This is a genomic window from Pseudorhizobium sp. NPDC055634, from assembly GCF_053618655.1.
This window is the reverse complement of sequence record NZ_JBSHHW010000015.1, coordinates 1-20,531: the sequence shown is the minus strand read 5'-3', so window position 1 is coordinate 20,531 and position 20,531 is coordinate 1. Positions and strand designations below refer to the sequence as shown.

General features: G+C 65.1%; 15 protein-coding genes and 1 tRNA gene. 13 read left to right on the top strand and 3 right to left on the bottom strand.

Translation table 11 applies throughout. The features are described from left to right. Positions 1–56: 56 nt before the first annotated feature. The gene (gene carB, locus ACWGPT_RS19705; protein WP_452607340.1) at positions 57–3,542 is read right to left on the bottom strand and encodes a carbamoyl-phosphate synthase large subunit; all 3,486 of its coding nucleotides are present in this window, start codon (positions 3,540–3,542) and stop codon (positions 57–59) included. 300 nt (positions 3,543–3,842) lie between these two features. Here carB and ACWGPT_RS19700 point away from each other — a divergent pair, with 300 nt between their 5' ends. From ACWGPT_RS19700 to ACWGPT_RS19685, 4 genes are all read left to right on the top strand, one after another. Then, positions 3,843–5,063 carry an MFS transporter gene (locus tag ACWGPT_RS19700; RefSeq protein ID WP_452607339.1) on the top strand — a complete coding sequence of 407 codons (1,221 nt, stop codon included), beginning with the start codon at positions 3,843–3,845 and terminating at the stop codon, positions 5,061–5,063. Between the two features lie 79 nt (positions 5,064–5,142). Next, positions 5,143–6,060 (top strand): KPN_02809 family neutral zinc metallopeptidase, encoded by a 918-nt coding sequence (gene ypfJ, locus ACWGPT_RS19695; protein WP_452607338.1) that lies wholly within the window; start codon positions 5,143–5,145, stop codon positions 6,058–6,060. A gap of 251 nt (positions 6,061–6,311) precedes the next feature. Then, the gene (locus ACWGPT_RS19690) at positions 6,312–7,565 is read left to right on the top strand and encodes a TCR/Tet family MFS transporter (protein WP_452607337.1); all 1,254 of its coding nucleotides are present in this window, start codon (positions 6,312–6,314) and stop codon (positions 7,563–7,565) included. 115 nt (positions 7,566–7,680) lie between these two features. Next, positions 7,681–9,063, top strand: coding sequence for an MATE family efflux transporter (locus tag ACWGPT_RS19685; RefSeq protein ID WP_452607336.1), 1,383 nt, complete (start codon positions 7,681–7,683; stop codon positions 9,061–9,063). A gap of 36 nt (positions 9,064–9,099) precedes the next feature. Here the strand turns inward: ACWGPT_RS19685 and carA are convergent, their stop codons facing one another. Further along, positions 9,100–10,305: a glutamine-hydrolyzing carbamoyl-phosphate synthase small subunit gene (carA, locus tag ACWGPT_RS19680; protein WP_452607335.1), complete on the bottom strand. Its 1,206-nt coding sequence runs from the start codon at positions 10,303–10,305 to the stop codon at positions 9,100–9,102. A gap of 323 nt (positions 10,306–10,628) precedes the next feature. Here carA and ACWGPT_RS19675 point away from each other — a divergent pair, with 323 nt between their 5' ends. The 8 genes from ACWGPT_RS19675 to ACWGPT_RS19640 all read left to right on the top strand — a co-directional run bounded on the left by ACWGPT_RS19675 (position 10,629) and on the right by ACWGPT_RS19640 (position 19,347). Beyond that, positions 10,629–11,078, top strand: coding sequence for a GatB/YqeY domain-containing protein (locus ACWGPT_RS19675; protein ID WP_452607357.1), 450 nt, complete (start codon positions 10,629–10,631; stop codon positions 11,076–11,078). A gap of 153 nt (positions 11,079–11,231) precedes the next feature. After that, a complete protein-coding gene (gene dnaG / locus ACWGPT_RS19670) occupies positions 11,232–13,235 on the top strand; it encodes a DNA primase (RefSeq protein ID WP_452607334.1) in 2,004 nt (667 codons plus the stop codon). A gap of 424 nt (positions 13,236–13,659) precedes the next feature. Further along, the gene (gene rpoD / locus ACWGPT_RS19665; protein ID WP_452607333.1) at positions 13,660–15,711 is read left to right on the top strand and encodes an RNA polymerase sigma factor RpoD; all 2,052 of its coding nucleotides are present in this window, start codon (positions 13,660–13,662) and stop codon (positions 15,709–15,711) included. 108 nt (positions 15,712–15,819) lie between these two features. Further along, positions 15,820–16,815: a DUF930 domain-containing protein gene (locus ACWGPT_RS19660; protein ID WP_452607332.1), complete on the top strand. Its 996-nt coding sequence runs from the start codon at positions 15,820–15,822 to the stop codon at positions 16,813–16,815. 79 nt (positions 16,816–16,894) lie between these two features. Next, positions 16,895–17,935 (top strand): zinc-dependent alcohol dehydrogenase family protein, encoded by a 1,041-nt coding sequence (locus ACWGPT_RS19655; RefSeq protein WP_452607331.1) that lies wholly within the window; start codon positions 16,895–16,897, stop codon positions 17,933–17,935. An 88-nt stretch (positions 17,936–18,023) separates the two neighbouring features. Beyond that, positions 18,024–18,377 (top strand): DUF1428 domain-containing protein, encoded by a 354-nt coding sequence (locus ACWGPT_RS19650; protein ID WP_452607330.1) that lies wholly within the window; start codon positions 18,024–18,026, stop codon positions 18,375–18,377. A 58-nt stretch (positions 18,378–18,435) separates the two neighbouring features. Continuing rightward, positions 18,436–18,858 (top strand): secondary thiamine-phosphate synthase enzyme YjbQ, encoded by a 423-nt coding sequence (locus ACWGPT_RS19645; RefSeq protein ID WP_452607329.1) that lies wholly within the window; start codon positions 18,436–18,438, stop codon positions 18,856–18,858. A 129-nt stretch (positions 18,859–18,987) separates the two neighbouring features. Beyond that, positions 18,988–19,347 (top strand): hypothetical protein, encoded by a 360-nt coding sequence (locus ACWGPT_RS19640; RefSeq protein ID WP_452607328.1) that lies wholly within the window; start codon positions 18,988–18,990, stop codon positions 19,345–19,347. Positions 19,348–19,426: 79 nt separating this feature from the next. Here ACWGPT_RS19640 and ACWGPT_RS19635 read toward each other — a convergent pair whose 3' ends face one another. After that, positions 19,427–20,206 carry an SIMPL domain-containing protein gene (locus tag ACWGPT_RS19635; RefSeq protein WP_452607327.1) on the bottom strand — a complete coding sequence of 260 codons (780 nt, stop codon included), beginning with the start codon at positions 20,204–20,206 and terminating at the stop codon, positions 19,427–19,429. A gap of 146 nt (positions 20,207–20,352) precedes the next feature. Here ACWGPT_RS19635 and ACWGPT_RS19630 point away from each other — a divergent pair. After that, positions 20,353–20,428 (top strand) — tRNA-Ile (locus ACWGPT_RS19630). Positions 20,429–20,531 lie beyond the last annotated feature (103 nt).

Sequence of the window (20,531 nt, the reverse complement as noted above, 5' to 3'; positions counted from 1 at the left end):
TTGGCTAAATACAGGAGAAAAAGAAACCGGTCAACAGCGACCGGTTTCCCGAGATATCAGAAGTAGCTTTGCAGCGGCCGGACTTCGAGGTTGCCGGCCTTCAGCGCCCGGATCGCCATCGCGGCGGCTTCGGCACCGGCCATGGTCGTGTAGTATGGCACCTTCTGCATCAGCGTCGCGCGGCGCAGCGATTTCGAATCCGAGATCGCCTTGTTGCCGTCCGTCGTGTTGATGACGAGCTGGACCTGACGGTTGCGGATCGCGTCCTCGATATGCGGACGGCCCTCGAGGACCTTGTTGATCTTGGTGGCCGCGATGCCCTGTTCTGCAAGGAAACGCTGCGTGCCGCCGGTTGCGAGCACCTTGAAGCCGATCTCGGTCAGGATGCGGATCGCCGGAAGGACCCGCTGCTTGTCCTCGTCACGGACCGACACGAAGACCGTGCCTTCACGCGGCAGTTCGACGCCGGCGCCGAGCTGGGCCTTGGCGAAGGCGAGCGCGAAGTCGGTATCGAGGCCGATCACTTCGCCGGTGGAGCGCATTTCCGGTCCGAGCAGGATATCGACGCCCGGGAAGCGGGCGAAGGGGAAGACGGCTTCCTTGACGGCAATGTGCTTCAGGTTGCGCGGATCGGGCTTTTCGCCATAGGCGGCGATCGCCGCGTCCAGCTTCTCGCCGGCCATGATGCGGGCAGCGATCTTGGCGATCGGCGCACCGATGGTCTTGGCGACGAAGGGGACGGTACGCGATGCGCGGGGATTCACTTCCAGGACGTAGATCGTGCCGTCCTTGATGGCGTACTGCACGTTCATCAGGCCGCCGACATTGAGCGCCTTGGCGAGTGCGGTCGTCTGGCGCTCCAGCTCGTCGACGATTTCCGTCGAGAGGGAGCGGGTCGGCAGCGAGCAGGCGGAATCGCCGGAGTGGATGCCGGCTTCCTCGATATGTTCCATGATGCCGGAGACGAAGACGCTCTCGCCATCGCACAGCGCATCGACGTCGACCTCGACCGCGTTGGTGAGGTAGCTGTCGAAGAGAAGCGGGTTCTTGCCGAGCAGGGTGTTGATCTGGCCGGTCTTGTCGTTCGGGTAGCGCTGCTTGATGTCTTCCGGCACCAGGCCCGGAACCGTATCCAGGAGATAGGTCTGGAGCTGGCTCTCGGAGTGGATGATCTGCATGGCGCGGCCGCCGAGCACGTAGGAGGGGCGCACGACGAGCGGGAAGCCGATCTCGGCCGCCACGAGGCGGGCCTGCTCGACCGAATAGGCGATGCCGTTGTTGGGCTGGGCGAGGTCGAGCTTCTGCAGGAGCTTCTGGAAGCGGTCGCGGTCCTCGGCAAGGTCGATCATGTCGGGCGCGGTGCCGAGGATCGGGATGCCGTTCTTCTCGAGCGCCTCGGCAAGCTTCAGCGGCGTCTGGCCGCCGAACTGCACGATCACGCCGATCACTTCGCCCTTTTCCTGCTCGGCGCGCAGGATCTCGATCACATCCTCGGCGGTCAGCGGCTCGAAGTAGAGGCGATCGGAGGTGTCGTAGTCGGTCGAGACAGTCTCCGGATTGCAGTTGATCATGATGGCTTCGAAGCCGGCATCCTTCAGCGCGAAGGCCGCATGGCAGCAGCAGTAGTCGAATTCGATGCCCTGGCCGATGCGGTTCGGTCCGCCGCCGAGGATGACGACCTTCTTGCGGTCCGACACCTTGGCCTCGGACTGCAGCGCGCCGACGAAGGGCGTCTCGTAGGTCGAGTACATGTAGGCGGTCGGCGAGGCGAATTCGGCCGCGCAGGTGTCTATCCGCTTGAAGACGGGGCGCACGTTCAGGCTGTTGCGCAGCTCGGCGACTTCCTTCGGGCGCTGGCCGGTGAGGCTCGCGAGGCGGGCATCGGAGAAGCCCATGGCCTTCAGCATGCGCAGGTTCTCGGCATCCGTCGGCAGGCCGTGCTCGCGGATGCGGGCCTCCATGTCTACGATCGCCTTGAACTGGGCGATGAACCACGGGTCGATGCGGCAGGCCTCGTGAACCTCGGCTTCCGACATGCCCATGCGCAGCGCCTGGACCACCATGCGCAACCGATCCGGCGTCGGCGTGCCTATTGCGGCGCGGATGGCATTGGTGGCATTCTCGCCGGCCTCGAGGCCCGGGATCTCGATCTCGTCGAGGCCGGTCAGCCCGGTCTCCATGCCGCGCAGCGCCTTCTGCAGCGATTCGGCGAAGGTGCGGCCGATGGCCATGACCTCGCCGACCGACTTCATCGCCGTGGTAAGCGTCGGCTCGGCGCCGGGGAACTTCTCGAACGCGAAGCGCGGGATCTTGGTGACGACGTAGTCGATCGACGGCTCGAAGGAGGCGGGCGTCGCGCCGCCGGTGATGTCGTTCTCCAGTTCGTCCAGCGTGTAGCCGATGGCGAGCTTGGCCGCGACCTTGGCGATCGGGAAGCCGGTCGCCTTGGAGGCGAGCGCGGAGGAGCGCGACACGCGCGGGTTCATCTCGATGACGACGAGTCGGCCGTCCTTGGGGTTGACCGCGAACTGGACGTTGGAGCCGCCCGTCTCGACGCCGATCTCGCGCAGCACCGCGATCGAGGCGTTGCGCATGATCTGGTATTCCTTGTCCGTCAGCGTCAGTGCCGGCGCGACGGTGATGGAATCGCCCGTATGGACGCCCATCGGGTCGATGTTCTCGATGGAGCAGATGATGATGCAGTTGTCCGCCTTGTCGCGGATCACCTCCATCTCGTACTCCTTCCAGCCGAGGACGGATTCCTCGATCAGGACCTCGGTCGTGGGCGAGGCATCGAGGCCGCCGGAGACGATCTCGAAGAATTCCGAACGGTTATAGGCGATGCCGCCGCCGGTGCCGCCCAGCGTGAAGGAGGGGCGGATGATCGCCGGCAGGCCGACATGGTCGAGCGCCTGGGCGGCAACCGCCATCGCGTGGCTCATGTAACGCTGCTTGCGGTCGCTCTCGCCGAGGTTCCACTGGTTCTCGAGTTCGTCCAGCGCCTTGTCGAGCGCATCGCCCGAGAGGCTCTCGCGGAGCTTGGCGCGTTCCGCCTCGTGGGCCTTGCGGTCCTGCTCCTTGATGTCGGTGGCATTGGCGAGCATCGACTTGGGCGTCTCCAGCCCGATCTTCGCCATGGCCTCGCGGAAGAGGGCGCGGTCCTCGGCCTTGTCGATCGCCTCCGGCTTGGCGCCGATCATCTCGACATTGTAGCGGTCGAGCACGCCCATCCGCTTGAGGGAGAGGGCGGTATTGAGCGCCGTCTGGCCGCCCATGGTCGGAAGCAGGGCGTCGGGACGCTCCTTGGCGATGATCTTGGCCACCACTTCCGGCGTGATCGGCTCCACATAGGTGGCGTCGGCGAGGCCCGGATCGGTCATGATCGTCGCCGGGTTGGAGTTCACCAGGATCACCCGGTAGCCTTCCTCGCGCAGCGCCTTGCAGGCCTGTGTCCCGGAATAGTCGAACTCGCATGCCTGACCGATGACGATCGGACCCGCGCCGATGATGAGGATGGATTTCAGATCTTGGCGCTTGGGCATGGTTTCTTTCCGCTATTTCCGGCTGCGCGAAAAACCGGCCAAGGTGGAAGGTTCACCGGCCGGGCGCACGAGCATGGTCTTTTGAGGCTAGACGCGGCTTATAGGCAAATCTCGCGAAGAGCGGAACCCCATAAATCGCCTAATCTACAGGAATTCGCGGGACCGGGATTGCGGCCATCCGCAAGGATTGTGATCCGGTCGTGCCGGGAGTGGGTCTCATCGGCATGGACAGGCGGGCGGGATCGGAATAGACGTCTTGGCCTCGAGTGTGCCCACCGCCCATTGCACGCAGGAGTACCCATGGCCGATGCCACCTCCAAGCCGATCGGCAAGCCGGCGGCCGCCGCGGCCGAGAAGACCGTCCTGCCGATCATCCTGGCGACGAGCTTCTGCCACATGCTCAACGACATCATGCAGTCGATGATCTCGGCGATCTATCCGATGCTGAAGGCGGACTTCAATCTCGATTTCTGGCAGATCGGCCTCCTGACGCTCGCCTTCCAGTGCACCGCCTCGCTGCTGCAGCCGATCATCGGCACGATCACCGACAGGAAGCCCTTTCCCTATTCGCTGCCGATCGGCATGGGCTCGACCTTCCTCGGCCTGCTGCTGCTTGCCGGATCCCACACCTATGCGATCCTCGTCGTGGCGGCGGCGATGGTGGGGATCGGCTCTGCCGTCTTCCATCCGGAGGCCTCGCGGGTCGCCCGCCTGGCGGCCGGCGGGCGCTACGGCTTCGCCCAGGCGACCTTCCAGGTGGGCGGCAATTTCGGGCAGTCCATCGGGCCTCTCCTGGCGGCCTTCCTGATCGTCCCGAACGGGCAGGGAAGCGTCGCCTGGTTTTCCGGGATCGCGCTTCTCGGCATCCTCGTGCTGACCTGGATCGCACGCTGGTACAAGGCGCACATGCTGGCGAGCAAGGGCCGCAGGAAGGCCCTTCAGGCGCACGGTCTTCCGCGGCAGACGGTCGTGATCGCCCTCGTGGTGCTGACGATCCTGACCTTTTCCAAGAACGCCTACATGGCCTCGATCAGCAGCTACTACACCTTCTTCGTGATCGACCGGTTCGGCGTCACCGTCCAGCAGTCGCAGATCATGCTCTTCGTGTTCCTCGGCTCGGTCGCGCTCGGCACGGTTATCGGCGGTCCTGTCGGCGACCGGTTCGGGTCGAAGGTGGTGATCTGGATCTCGATCCTCGGCGTGCTGCCCTTCACGCTGGCAATGCCGTTTGCAGATCTTCCGATGACGATCCTGCTTTCGGCGATCATCGGCTTCCTGATGGCCTCGTCCTTTCCCGCCATCGTCGTCATGGCGCAGGAACTGGTGCCGGGACGGGTGGGCATGATCGCCGGCATCTTCTTCGGGATCGCCTTCGGGGTCGGGGGGATTGCCGCCGCACTTCTCGGCGTGCTTGCCGACAGCCACGGCCTTTCGACCGTCTACACGATCTGCGCCTTTCTGCCGGCGCTCGGGCTGCTGACGGTTTTCCTGCCGGGCAAACGCGCTTTGCGGGTCGCATAGCGCGTGATCGGTAACGGAATTGGATCGTCTTTGGCTTCGCCGCGTTATACGGTCCTGATGGGCATCAGGAGAAGATTCGATGGAATGGAGAGGTCGCCGCCAGTCGAGCAATGTCGAGGACCGGCGCGGAGCCGGCGGGCGTAACCCGTTCGGCCGCGGCGGCGTTCGCATTCCCGTCGGACGCGGTGGGGTTCGCCGTGCCGGTGGCGGCATCGGCATCGGCGGGATCATCCTGATCCTGGTGATCTCCTGGGTGCTGGGCATCAACCCGCTGACGCTCCTGTCGGGTGGCGACATCGGACTGGACGGGGGGGCGCCCGCCGGACGGTACGAGGAACAGACGGGACGTCCTCCGGCCGACGACCAGACGACGGCCTTCATCCGCACGGTGCTCGCGGAGACCGAGGACACCTGGAACGGCATCTTCCAGGCGAGCGGCGAGACCTACCGCGAGCCGACGCTCGTGCTGTTTTCCGGCCAGGTACAGTCGGCTTGCGGGTTCGCTTCCGCCGCCACCGGCCCCTTCTATTGCCCGGGCGACCAGAGGGTCTATCTCGACACCTCCTTCTTCCAGGAGTTGAAGCAGCAGTTCGGCGCCGCGGGCGATTTCGCCGAGGCCTATGTCATCGCCCATGAGGTTGGCCATCACGTCCAGAACCTCATCGGCGTCCTGCCGCGCTTCAACCAGTCGCGGCAGCGCATGAGCGAGGTCGAGGCGAACCGGATGTCGGTCCGGGTGGAGCTTCAGGCCGACTGCTTTGCCGGCGTCTGGGCGAAGTTCACCGATCAGAAGGGGCTGCTCGAGCAGGGCGACCTCGAGGAGGCGCTCAACGCTGCCCAGCAGATCGGCGACGACACGCTGCAGAAGCGCAGCCAGGGTTATGTGGTGCCGGAAAGCTTCAATCACGGCACCTCCGCCCAGCGGATGGACTGGTTCCGCCGCGGCTTCGAGAACGGCGACGTCAACGCCTGCGACACCTTCTCCGGCGACATCTAGCCGCCGGATGTCGGGCCTGCCCTGGGTCACCTGAGGCGGGCGATGAAGGCCAATCGGGAGGAGAGCCGGTAAGGCCGGCTCTCTCTGTTCCGTCTTCGTGTCGCGAACGTTCGCATCAGCCATCAATTTCCTTGGCCGCAGCATCAAAAACATTGGATGTTCTGGTATTGTTTCGGTCTGCCGAGGCGGATATGTAGGCCGTCCGACGACCCGCTCGTCTTTCCGGAGAATATTTTGCTGAGAGACGTTCCATGCCCGAACCGAAATTCGTCCGACGGGGGCTCTTCCTTGTCTTCATGATCCTGTTTCTCGATATCATCGGGATCGCGATCATCATGCCGGTGCTGCCGGCCTTCCTGCACGAGCTTACGGGTGACAGCATCAGCGACGCGGCCGTCGATGGGGGGTGGCTGCTGCTTATCTATTCGGTGATGCAGTTCCTGTTCGCGCCGCTCCTCGGCAACCTGAGCGACCGCTTCGGGCGCCGGCCGATCCTGCTGCTTTCGGTGCTGACCTTCGCGGTGGACAACTTCATCTGTGCTTTGGCGACGACCTACTGGATGCTGTTCGTGGGGCGCGTGCTTGCGGGTATCAGCGGCGGCAGTTTCGCAACCTGCTCCGCCTATATCGCCGACATCAGCAACGACGAGAACCGCGCGAAGAACTTCGGCCTGATCGGGATTGCCTTCGGCGTCGGTTTCACCATCGGGCCGGTGATCGGCGGGCTTCTCGGCGAGTTCGGGCCCCGCGTGCCTTTCTTCGGCGCGGCGGCGCTCTCGTTCATCAACTTCGTCGCCGCCTGCTTTCTCCTGCCGGAGACGCTCGCGCCGGTCAATCGCCGGCGGTTCGAGTGGCGTCGCGCCAATCCGCTCGGTGCCCTCAAGCAGATGCGCCAGTACCCGGGGATCGGCGCGGTGCTGACGGTCCTCTTCCTCTACTGGCTGGCGCATGCGGTCTACCCGTCTGTCTGGTCCTTCGTCTCGGCCTATCGCTACGGCTGGAGCGAGGGCCAGATCGGGCTCTCGCTCGGCCTCTTCGGGATCTGCGCCGCCGTCGTCATGGCGACGGTCCTGCCGCGGATCGTGCCGGTGCTGGGGGAATGGCGGACGGCTGTCCTCGGCCTCAGCTTCTCCGCCATCGGTCTCGTCGGGTATGCGATCGCCTGGGAAGGGTGGATGGTCTACGCGGTGATCCTGCTGACGACCATCGAGAACATCGCCGATCCGGCCTTGCGCAGCATCGCGGCAGGCAAGGTTCCGCCGTCGGCGCAGGGAGAGTTGCAGGGGGCGATGACGAGCATCACCAGCCTGACGACGATCATCGGACCGCTGATCTTCACGCAGGTGTTCAGCGGCTTTACCGGAGAGGGCGCGCGGGTGGAGTTCGCCGGTGCTGCCTATCTTCTTTCGGCCGGGTTCATCCTGCTCGCCGTGGTCGTCCTCGCGCGCCGGGTCAAGCCCGGGGTGGGATCGCGGCGCCCAACCATCACCTATCGTGAAGCATAGGTGACAAATATTGCTACGCCGCCGGCTTTGCTTGCCGGTCGGCGGGCGCTGATCTAAAGCATGCGCGACGCCGCTCGCCGTACCGCAAGCGGCTTTTTTCGTCTGGAGAATCGTAATGCCGAGCCCGTCTGCCGTCGCGGCTTCCCCCGTCCCCGATAATTCCTGGGGGCATCACATCCGATCGACAATCGGCCTGGGCATCCCCTTCGTCGGGGCGCAGCTGGCGCAGATGGCGATCAACACGACCGACGTCATCATGGTCGGATGGCTGGGGACGGTGGAACTGGCGGCGGTCGTCCTCGCGAGCCAGGCCTTCTTCCTCGTCTTCATCTTCGGCTCGGGCTTTGCGGCCGCGGTCGTTCCCATGGTGGCGCATGCGGTCGGGCAGGGGGACGTGACCTCCGTGCGACGCGCCGTGCGGATGGGGATCTGGGTCGTCCTCGCCTATGCGGTGCTGACCTTCCCGATCCTGTACTTCTCCAAGGCGATCCTGATGCATCTCGGGCAGGAAGAGGACGTCGCGACGCTCGCGCAGGATTATCTGCGCGTGGCGCAGTGGGGGATTTTCCCGGCGCTGACGCTGATGGTCCTGCGCAGCTTCCTGAGCGGCCTGGAGCGCGGGGGCATCATCCTCTACGTCACGATCGGCATGTTCCTGGCCAATGCCGTGCTCAACTATGCGCTGATCTTCGGGAATTTCGGCGCGCCGGCCTGGGGCCTCGTCGGGGCGGCCGTCGCTTCCGTCTGTGCCAGTACCGTCGGCTGTATCGCCATGATCGCCTATATCGAGATCCGGCCACAGACCCGTCGCTACGAACTCTTCGTCCGCTTCTGGCGCGCCGACTGGGGCGCGATCCGCGAAAACCTCGTCCTCGGCCTGCCGATCAGTTTCACGATCCTTGCCGAAACCAGCCTTTTCGCCGCCGCATCGCTGATGATCGGCACGATCGGGACGACGGAACTCGCAGCCCACGGGATCGCGCTGCAGCTCGCATCGATCGCCTTCATGATCCCGCTCGGCCTGGCGCAGGTCGCGACGGTCAGGGTGGGGCTTGCCTACGGGCGCCACGACATGCAGGCGGTCAGGCGGGCGGGGGTGGCCGTACTTGTGGTGAGCCTCGTGTTCTCCATCTGCGGCAGCACGCTCTTTGCGCTCCTGCCACAGCAGCTCGGCGGCCTCTTTCTCGATACGGCGCGCCCGGATGCGCAGGCGGTCCTCGACTATGCGGCGACACTCATCGTGATTGCAGGCGTGTTCCAGCTGGCGGACGGATTGCAGGCGGTCGGGGCAGGGCTGTTGAGGGGGCTCAAGGACACGACCATCCCGATGGTGCTCGCGTTGATCGCCTACTGGCCGATTGGCTTTGCCTGCGCCTGGATCTTCGCCTTTCCGCTCGGCTACGGCGGCCCCGGCGTCTGGTTCGGCTTCGTCACCGGACTTGCGGCGGCAGCACTGATGCTCTGCCTGCGCTTCTACATCATCGTGCGAGACAAATGAAAAAGGCCCGCTTTCGCAGGCCTTTCCAGTCCGGGTTCAGCGCTCGGCGAGTGCCGGCTCGCCCTTGCGCTCGCGCACCATGTTGATGAAGCGCCGGAAGAGGTAGTGGCTGTCCTGCGGGCCGGGCGATGCCTCCGGGTGATGCTGGACCGAGAAGATCGGCTTGCCGCTCACCCGCAGTCCGCAGTTGGTGCCGTCGAAGAGCGAGATGTGCGTTTCCTCGACGCCCTCGGGCAGGCTTTCCGAATCCACCGCGAAGCCGTGGTTCATCGACACGATCTCGACCTTGCCGGTGGTGTGGTCCTTGACCGGGTGGTTGCCGCCATGGTGGCCCTGGTGCATCTTCACCGTCCTGGCGCCCAGCGCGAGGCCCAGCATCTGGTGGCCGAGGCAGATGCCGAAGGTCGGCACGTCCTTTTCGAGAACCTGCCGGATCATCGGCACGGCGTATTCGCCGGTCGCCGCCGGGTCGCCGGGGCCGTTCGACAGGAAGACGCCGTCGGGCTTCAGCGCCATGATGTCTTCGGCGGACGTCTGGGCGGGGACGATCGTGACCTTGCAGTCGAGGCCCGCGAACAGCCGCAGGATGTTGCGCTTCACGCCATAGTCGACGCAGACGATGTGATAGCTGGCCTTGGCGGGATCGGCGTCATGATAGCCTTCGTTCCAGACCCAGGGCGTCTGCGTCCACTGCGACGACTGGCCGGAGGTGGCTTCCCTTGCGAGGTCGAGGCCTTCGATGCCGCTCCAGGCGCGGGCTTCCGCTTTCAACGCCTCGATGTCGAAGACGCCGTTCGGATCATGGGAGATGACCGCGTTCGGGGCGCCGTTCTCGCGGATCCAGGCGGTAAGCGCACGCGTGTCGATGCCGGAAAGGCCGATCACGCCGCGCGATTTCAGCCACTCGTCGAGATGCTTTGCGGCGCGATAGTTGGACGGGTCGGTGATGTCGGCCTTGAAGATAACGCCGACGGCGCCATGCCGGGCAGCCGGCGTCAGGTCCTCGATGTCCTCGTCATTGGTGCCGACATTGCCGATATGCGGGAAGGTGAAGGTGACGATCTGGCCGAGGTAGGACGGGTCGGTGAGGATTTCCTCGTAGCCGGTCAGCGAGGTGTTGAAGCAGACTTCCGCGGTGACCTTGCCGGTGGCTCCGACGCCCACCCCTTCGATGACCGTGCCGTCGGCGAGAACGAGAACGGCAGTGGGCTTCTTGCTTGTCCAGGGGGCTGTGGCGGTCATCTCTATCCTTCTGCCCGCAGGCCCCGCCACTTGAAGTCGCAGGGTGTGTGGGCCATCTATGGTCGCAGGAAAAGGCCCGCAGGACGACCCGCGCAGCCTTGTATACCTAAATCTCGTGCAGGTGCCGGAAAATAGACAAAGCGTGCGAAACGGTCAATCTCAGGCCCGTTCTTTCTTGGTGGAATTCACATCCATGAATTTCAACGACTTGGCGGATTTGATTTGATCGATGTCGCGTGCTTGTCTATGAGGGCCGCCCCAGTGACAAGGAAAAGCCGCAATCCGACCCCGTCGCGCCGGCTTTCCGAAGGAGCAGACGAATGATGCGAGACAAGCTCGCCAATGCCATGAAAGAGGCGATGAAGGCCAAGGACAACCGACGCCTGTCGACGGTCCGCCTCATCCAGACGGCGATCAAGGATCGGGACATCGCCAATCGCGGCGCCGGCAAGGATCCGGTGAGCGACGACGAGATCATGCAGATCCTGCAGAAGATGGTGAAGCAGCGCGAGGAATCCGCGAAGATCTACGAGGACGCCGGCCGCGCCGAACTCGCCTCGCAGGAGCGCGAGGAAATCGACGTCATCAAGACCTTCATGCCCGAGCAGCTGCCCGAGGAGAAGGTTCGCCAGCTCTGCCAGTCGGTGATCAGCGAGACCGGCGCGCAGGGCCTGCGCGACATGGGCAAGTGCATGAACGCGCTGAAGGAGAAATATCCCGGCCAGATGGATTTCGCCAAGGCGTCCGGCATGGTCAAGGACATGCTCAAGTAATATCGCGTTTCGGCGGTTTTCGGGGCGGGGCCTTACGGGTCCCGCCTTTTCCGTTTATGGCGGCCGGGGCTGTGGATAGCATGTATCATCCCCGCCGATGATGGATTGCTGCGCCGCCAGGCTCTATAGAGAAAGGTCCGCCCAGAGGTCATGATGCGCTTCTCCAACAGTTTTCTCGACGAAATCCGCGACCGGGTGCCGATATCGGCAGTCGTCGGACGTCGCGTGACCTGGGACCGCAAGAAGACCAATGTCTCGCGCGGCGACTACTGGGCGTGCTGCCCCTTCCACGGCGAGAAGAGCCCGAGCTTCCACTGCGAGGATCGCAAGGGGCGCTACCATTGCTTCGGCTGCGGCGTTTCCGGCGACCATTTCCGCTTCCTGACCGACCTTGAGGGGATGAACTTCCCCGAAGCGGTCCAGCAGATCGCCGACATGGCGGGCATCGCCCTGCCGCAGCCCGATCCGCAGGCGGAGCGGCGGGAGAAGGAGCGCACCTCGCTTCTCGACGTCATGGAAATGGCGACGCGCTTCTTCCAGGACCAGTTGCAGAGCGCCGCCGGCGCCAAGGCGCGCGCCTATCTGCGCGACCGCGGATTGACCGGCAGGACGATCGAGACCTTCCGCCTGGGCTATGCGCCGGAAAGCAGGAACGCGCTCAAGGAACACCTTGCCGGCAAGGGCGTGGGCAAGGAACAGATCGAGGCCTGCGGGCTGGTGGTGCACGGGGAGGGGGTCGCCGTCTCCTACGACCGTTTCCGCGACCGGATCATGTTCCCCATCCTGTCCGCCCGCGAGAAGGTCATCGCCTTCGGCGGACGCGCCATGGCGCCCGACGCGCCGGCCAAATATCTCAATTCCAACGAGACGGAACTCTTCCACAAGGGTCAGGTGCTCTACAATTTCGCCCGTGCGCGGGGGGCTTCCCAGGGACGTGCGGGCGCGCGCGACAGCGGGACGATCATCGCGGTCGAAGGCTATATGGACGTCATCGCACTCTACCAGGCGGGCGTGGAGAACGCAGTCGCCCCGCTCGGCACCGCGCTTACGGAAAACCAGCTCGACCTCCTGTGGCGCATGTCCTCGGAACCGATCCTGTGCTTCGACGGTGACGGCGCGGGCGTGCGGGCCGCCAATCGGGCAGCCGATCTTGCCCTGCCGTTCCTGAAGCCCGGCCGATCCGTGCGCTTCGCGCTTCTTCCGGACGGCAAGGATCCGGACGATCTCGTCCGCCATGAGGGGCGCGCGCCCTTCGACCGCGTGCTTGCGGAAGCGCGGCCGCTCGCCGAGATGATCTGGATGCGGGAGACTGCGGGGGCGAACTTCGAGACGCCGGAAAGGCGCGCCGAACTTGAGGCGCGGCTGAAGCAGATCGTGTCGGTGATCGCCGACGAGAACGTCCGCCGTCACTACCAGCAGGACGTCCGCGACCGGCTGAACGCCTTCTTCCAGTCAAGCTCGCGGGGAGGCGACCGGCGGCAGGGCTTCCAGCCGAGAGGCGGAAGGCAGGGGCAGGGTCAGGAGCGCGGCCAGGCGCCGCAGGGGCCAAGGGCTGCGGGCCGCGGCGTTGCCGTATCGGACCGCCTTGCGCGCTCCGGGCTCGTGCGCGGCCACCGGGATCTGCCTGCGCTGCGAGAAAGCGTGCTTGCGCTGACGGTCGTCAACCACCCGGAACTTCTCCTGCAGGACTATGACGAGATCGCCGGCATCGAGTTCGAGAATCGCGACCTGCAGCGTTTCTGGTCCTGCCTTCTCACGGTGGCGGCGAAGGCCGGGGCGCGGCTGGAACGGGAGAAGCTGAAGGAGCAGCTGGAGGAAAACGGCTTCGAAGCGCTTCTGAAGACCATGGACCAGCAGATCCGCAATGCGCGCCTTTGGACCGCGACCGCGGAGGCCGACCTGCACGACGTCGTCCAGGCCTATCGCCAGGCCTATGCGCTGCATTCGCGCAACAAGGAACTGCGGTGGCAGAAGATCGAACTGGAGCGGGAACTGGCGGAAGCGGGGTCCGACGAGGTGGAGCGTGGCACGGCCCTCACCCTGGCGCTCTCCGAAGTCCAGGCGGAAATCTCCCGGCTGGAGAACCAGGAGGCGATCATCGACGGCTTCGGCGTCATGTCGGGTCGGGTCAAGGGAGCCGCGGTCAGCCATGGTTGAAGCAATCCGGGAGGGAAAAAGGGTCCGGGGACGCGGCGGCAACGCCGAAGAAATGGGGAGCGCGGCTGGAAACCCTTGTCATTCCCGGACCGCTGACTACATATCCGCCAAACGTGTGCGCGTAGCCCTCAAACCCCTAGAGAGACGGTTTTTCCACTTTTCAGAGGTCGATAGCCTTAGAAAAGCTTGACGGAGCGTTAATTTGTGGGAATCACCACATCAGGCAGAAAAGGTGGAGTGGGTCAAGCAAACCGGGCCACGAGCGGCGATGCGTGGACCAGCGGTCTCGGCATGTGACGTCCGCCTCCGTGGTAATCCGGAATTAAAGATCATTCCGTACGTGTTGAACAGTGATTCGCGGCTGAGGGTGTAACCCCAGCCGGCGGCCACCGCGGCGAGGTGGCGTTCAAGGAAAGCGAAATTTATGGCAACCAAAGTCAAAGAGAACGAAGAAGCGGAAACCGAACGCGAGGGCACGCAGGACGGACCGCTTCTCGATCTTTCGGATGACGCGGTCAAGAAGATGATCAAGGCCGCCAAGAAGCGCGGCTATGTGACGATGGACGAACTGAATTCGGTCCTGCCTTCCGAGGAAGTCACGTCCGAACAGATCGAAGACACCATGGCCATGCTGTCGGACATGGGGATCAACGTTGTCGAGGATGACGAGGCCGAAGAGGCCACGGCGGACGACGACGACAGCTCCGACGACAATGACGGCGAGGGCGGCGAAATCGCTCCCGCGTCGAGCACGGCGCTGGCGACTGCAAAGAAGAAGGAACCGACCGACCGGACCGACGATCCGGTGCGGATGTACCTGCGCGAGATGGGCTCGGTCGAGCTGCTGTCGCGCGAGGGCGAAATCGCGATCGCCAAGCGCATCGAGGCCGGCCGCGAGACGATGATCGCAGGGCTCTGCGAAAGCCCGCTGACCTTCCAGGCGCTGATCATCTGGCGCGACGAGCTCAACGAGGGCACGACGCTCCTGCGCGAGATCATCGACCTCGAAACCACCTATTCCGGTCCCGAGGCCAAGGCTGCGCCGCAGTTCCAGAGCCCCGAGAAGATCGAGGCCGACCGCAAGGCTGCGGAAGAGAAGGAAAAGCAGCGCAAGACCCGCACCGCCGCCAATGACGACGACATCACCGCCGTCGGCGGCGAGGGACTGCCGCCGGAAGAGGAAGAGGAAGACGACGACGAGTCGAGCCTGTCGCTTGCGGCCATGGAAGCGGAACTGCGTCCGCAGGTCATGGAAACCCTCGACGTCATCGCCGACACCTACAAGAAGCTGCGCAAGCTGCAGGACCAGCAGGTCGAGGCCCGTCTCTCCTGCACCGGCACCCTGTCTTCCGGACAGGAGCGTCGCTACAAGGAACTCAAGGATCAGCTCATCACGGCGGTCAAGTCACTGTCGCTCAACCAGAACCGCATCGAGAGCCTCGTCGAGCAGCTCTACGACATTTCCAAGCGGCTGATGCAGAACGAGGGCCGCCTGCTGCGGCTGGCGGAATCCTACGGCGTCAAGCGCGATTCCTTCCTCGAACAGTACCAGGGCGCCGAACTCGACCCGAACTGGATGAAGTCGATCTCCAACCTCTCGGCCCGCGGCTGGAAGGATTTCGCCAGGGAAGAGAACCAGACGATCCGCGAGATCCGCCAGGAGATCCAGAACCTCGCCACCGAGACCGGCATCTCGATCGCCGAGTTCCGCCGCATCGTCTCCATGGTCCAGAAGGGCGAGCGCGAAGCGCGCATCGCCAAGAAGGAAATGGTCGAGGCGAACCTGCGTCTGGTGATCTCGATCGCCAAGAAGTACACGAACCGCGGCCTGCAGTTCCTCGACCTCATCCAGGAAGGCAATATCGGCCTCATGAAGGCGGTCGACAAGTTCGAGTACCGTCGCGGCTACAAGTTCTCGACCTACGCGACGTGGTGGATCCGGCAGGCGATCACCCGCTCGATCGCCGACCAGGCCCGCACGATCCGCATTCCGGTGCACATGATCGAGACAATCAACAAGATCGTCCGCACCTCGCGCCAGATGCTGCACGAGATCGGCCGCGAGCCGACGCCGGAGGAACTGGCCGAAAAGCTCGCCATGCCGCTCGAAAAGGTCCGCAAGGTCCTCAAGATCGCCAAGGAGCCGATCTCGCTCGAAACCCCGGTGGGCGACGAGGAAGATTCGCATCTCGGCGATTTCATCGAGGACAAGAACGCTCTCTTGCCGATCGATGCGGCCATCCAGGCGAACCTGCGCGAGACGACGACCCGGGTCCTGGCCTCGCTCACGCCGCGCGAGGAGCGCGTGCTGCGCATGCGCTTCGGCATCGGCATGAACACCGACCACACGCTGGAGGAAGTCGGTCAGCAGTTCTCGGTCACCCGCGAGCGTATCCGCCAGATCGAGGCGAAGGCGCTCCGCAAGCTCAAGCACCCGAGCCGCTCGCGCAAGCTCCGCAGCTTCCTCGACAGCTAGGACGATCACCATATCCACACAGGAACCCGGCCATCGGCCGGGTTTCTTTTTGCGCGGAATCGGGCGCGGCTCTCGATCTTGCCGGGCAGGGGCCTTACATCGACTTTCATGCAGGATGACCAGCCGACGCGCCGCAGTGACTTTCGATGGGGGATACCGGTCTCCGTGGTCGCGCACGTGCTGGTGGCGATCGTCCTGATCCTGGGGCTGCCGCTCGAGTTGCCGAAGCCGCAGGAAGAAGAGACGGTGACGGTTGAAATCGTCGAACCGCCTCCCGAGCCCGAGCCCGAGCCCGAGCCCGAGCCCGAGCCCGAGCCCGAGCCCGAGCCCGAGCAGGAGCCGGAACCGGAACCGGAGCCCGAACCCGAACAGGCGGAGCAGGAGCCCGCGGGCGAGCCCCCGCCACCTGCTCCCGAAGAGGCGCCGGCGCCTGAACCGCCGGCCGAGCAGGAGCCCTCTGCCGACGAGACAGCGGAGGCCCCGCCGGTGCCGGTGCTGCGGCCTGTCGTCGAGTTCGGCGAGGAGACCACGGGGCCGCGTGTCTCGCTTGACGGAAATTCGTCCGAGGCCGGCGCCAAGGCGCCGCCGGAAGGCGAGGTCGAGCCTGCCCCGACGGCTGAGCCTGACACCCCCGAAGAGATCGCGGCGGCGGCGCGGGAGGATGACGCTATCGCAGCGCTGATGGCCGTCCCGCCGCAAGCAATCGTGGATGCCTCGGAAGCGGCGGAACAGGCCGCCGAGGTGCTGCCCGAAGCGGCAAGGCTTTTTTCCCCGGACCTGACGAAGGACCCGGTGGCGCGCACCGCGATCGACGGCACGCCGCGCGCCATGCGCGCGACCCAGCTGTGCGAGACGGAGCTGACCGAGCAATTGCGAAACGCCACCCCGCCCCGTGATCCAGATTTCATCCCTCGGTCACCGCTTTCGGAGGGCACGGTGCTCGAACTTCCCCGGACCGCATTTCGCCATCAAGGTGCTTGGTACGAGCTGAGCTTCCGCTGCGAGATCAACGAGGAGGCGACGAGGGTGATGAGCTTTGCCTTCCGCGTCGGCGCTCCCGTGCCGCGCAGCGAGTGGCGGCGGCGCGGGTTTCCGGGCTCCTGACATGCTCGCCTGCGATCCTCGTTGACGGACCGGGACGGGCCATTAATCTGCGCCCGAAACGAAAAAAGGTCGCAGTATTATGAAAGCCATGCTCTACGACTCCTTCGAGAAGGCGCCGCAAATCCTCACGCTTCCCGATCCCGCCCCGACGGACGACGGCGTCGTCATCAAGGTCGGCGCCACCGGGCTTTGCCGCAGCGACTGGCACGGCTGGATGGGGCACGACCCGGATATCCGCCTTCCGCATGTGCCTGGCCACGAACTGGCGGGCGAGGTGGTGGCGACGGGCAGGGGCGTGATACGCTTCAAGGTCGGGGACCGGGTGACGGTGCCCTTCGTGTCCGGATGCGGTCGCTGCAGCGAGTGCCATTCCGGCAACCAGCAGGTCTGCCCCAGCCAGTTCCAGCCGGGCTTCACCCACTGGGGCTCGTTCGCCGAATATGTCGCGATCGGCTATGCCGATACCAATCTCGTCCGCCTGCCGGAGGAGATCGACGACGCGACCGCGGCGAGCCTTGGCTGCCGGTTCGCGACGTCGTTCCGCGCGGTCGCCGACCAGGCCCGCACCGGCCCCGGCGAGTGGATCGCCGTCCACGGCTGCGGCGGTGTCGGGCTATCCGCCATCATGATCGCGACCGCACTCGGGGCGAATGCGATCGGCATCGACCTTTCGGAGGAAAAACTGGCGCTGGCGCGGGCCTGCGGGGCGGTCGCGACGATCAACGCCAGCGCGGTCGACGATCCCGTCGAGGCGGTGCGGGAGATCACCGGCGGCGGCGCTCATGTCTCCATCGACGCGCTCGGGCATCCCGTGACCTGCTTCAATTCAATCGCCAATCTGCGCCGCCGGGGCCGGCACGTACAGGTTGGGCTGATGCTCGCCGACCATGCGACACCGCAGATCCCGATGGCGCAGGTGATCGGCCATGAACTGGAAATCTACGGCAGCCACGGCATGCAGGCCTGGCGCTACGATGCGATGCTCACGATGATCGCGGCCGGCCGGATGGAGCCCTCGCGGCTGATTTCCTCGCGCATCAGCCTTGAGGAGGCGGTGCCGGCTCTGATGGGGCTCGATCGCGCGACGACGCCCGGCATAAGCGTCATCACCCGCTTCTGAGGCCGGCGCGAAAAAATGCGTCCCGGGTGTCGGATAGGACTCCCTCCCGCCGTCCTTGCCTCGTTCAACCAAGACCAAGGAGGAAGACATGGCATATGTGGATGGGTTCATCGTGCCGGTGCCGAAGGAAAAGCTGGAGGCCTACAAGGGCATTGCCCGCGCGGCCGGCGCGGTTTGGAAGGAGCATGGGGCGCTCTCCTATGTGGAATGCACGGGCGACGACATTCCCTATGGCGAGGTCACGTCCTTTCCCCGCGCTGTTCAGGCGGGCGAAGGCGAGACGGTGATCTTCTCCTGGATCACCTACGAGAGCCGCGCCCGGCGCGACGAGATCGTCGCCAAGGTCATGGCCGACCCGCGGCTTGCCGGCGAGGAATGGAAGCAGGTCTTCGACGGCAAACGCATGATCTATGGCGGGTTCGAGGCGTTTCTGACACTGTGACGGAGCGCCGCGAGACGCTCATGCCTGGGCAAGAACAGGCGACGGTGAAGGACAGGCCATGCCACAGACGCAGTTGACGATCCGGACCGAGGGCCAGGGCCTCTACGAGTTCACCGACCAGGTCGCCGGGTTCGTGAAGCGGCAGTCGCCCGGAGAAGGGCTGCTGACCGTCTTCGTTCGGCATACTTCCTGCTCCCTGCTGATCCAGGAAAACGCCGATCCGGATGTCCGGCGCGACCTGAAGACCTTCTTCTCGCGCCTCGTGCCGCCCTCCGGCACGGCGTCCATGAACTGGGTCACCCACACGATGGAGGGGCCGGACGACATGCCGGCCCACATCAAGGCGGCGCTGACGCCGGTCTCGCTGGCCATCCCGGTGAACGGCGGCCGTCTCCTTCTCGGCACATGGCAGGGGATCTACCTCTTCGAGCATCGCGACCGCCCGCACAGCCGCAATGTGGTGCTGCATCTTTCCCCGTGATTTCGGATGAACCTCTGGTGAACGCGGGATTCGGAGAGCGTTCAGCGGAGGCGACATAGGTTGGCTCCAATCCCGGCGGACGGGAGAGTTCAACGGCGCCAGACCCTTGGCCCTTTTCGGGAGACTTCCATGACCAACATCCTCGTCAAGACCGGACTTGCCGCTCTGGTCGCCATCTCCGGCCTTGGTGCCACCGCATCCACGGCGGCCGCCGCAAGCCCCGAATTCCGCATCTTCGTCCAGCACGGCTGGGACGACCGCGATCACCGTCGCGACCGCTGGGAGCGTCCTCGCCACGACCGGGGCCATGACCGTGGGGGGCGCTGCTCTCCTGGGCTTGCAGAGGAAAAGGCCCGTCACATGGGGCTGCGCCGCGCCCGGGTGGTGGATATCGACCGCCGGACCGTCACCGTCGTCGGCCGCGACCGCCATGGACGCGACCGGATCGTCTTCGCGAACGACCGGGGCTGCCCGGTGATCCGCCGGTAACGGTCAACCCGTCACACCGAAGATGCAAAAGCCCCGCCGCCCCGGATTGTCCGCGGGCGGCGGGGCCTTTTCCGTCCGCCTACTGTTCCAGCGCGAAGGTGAGGTCGACCCGGACGGCATAGGTGTTCTCGCCGGCGGCGACAGGGACCGAATCGGCTGCTGCCTCGCCGGCGAGCGCCATGCGGTACATGGGCTGCGGCGGCGTGGGGAGCTGGGCCTGTTCCTCGATCTCGATCACCCGTCCGAGCCTGACGCCGGCGGCTTCCGTCAGCACGCGCGCCTTGGCGACCGCGCGCTCGACCGCCTGCTTGCGGGCTTCCGTCAGCGCCTTTTCCGGATCGTCGTTGGTGAAGGTGATCTGGCCGCCCTGGTTGACGCCGAGCTTGACGGACCGGTCGAGGATCTCGCCGACCTTGGCGATGTCGCGGATCTTCACCGTCAGCGTATTGGTCACCTCGTAGCCCACCACTTCGGGCGGCTCGACCGTTCCGTCGTCCTTCGGCTGGAAGTGGCGGTATTGCGGCTGGATGGTGAAGTTGCTCGTCTGCATGTCCCTGGCCTCGACGCCCGCGGCCTTCAGCGCCGCCGTCACGGCCGCCATGGCCGAGTTGTTCTGGCCGACCGCCACCTCGGCCGTCTGCGAATTGCGCACGACCGAGAAGCTGACGATGGCGATATCCGGCGCAAGCGAGGCCTCGCCCTGCGCCGAGACGCGGACCACCGGCTCGATGCGGGGCAGGGGCTCCTGCGCGGAGACCGGCGCGACGGCCGCCAGGACGACGAGACCGCCGAGCGACAGGCGGGACAGGATCGATGGCAGGGCGGTGCGGGGGCGCAAGACGGGCAGGGACGAATTCATCGTGATTCCTCTTTCGGGTGGCGATCCGTCATTGGTGGTCCGCGAATGTGAAGTGAATGCGGCGACGGCTTGAGGCGACCGGCAAATTGCGTTAGAGCGGGGCCCACGGGTCGGCGAACCATTGCGCCCCCGATGCCAGTCTGGCAGGGCCTGTAGCTCAATGGTTAGAGCCGGCGGCTCATAACCGCTTGGTTGGGGGTTCGAGTCCCTCCGGGCCCACCAACGTCTTCATGTCCGATCCGGATACATAGGTAACGGTTTGTACCTAAGACATGGGTGACAACCTCGTGCCGAACGGGTTGTCGATGGTTTGCAAGGTTCTCTG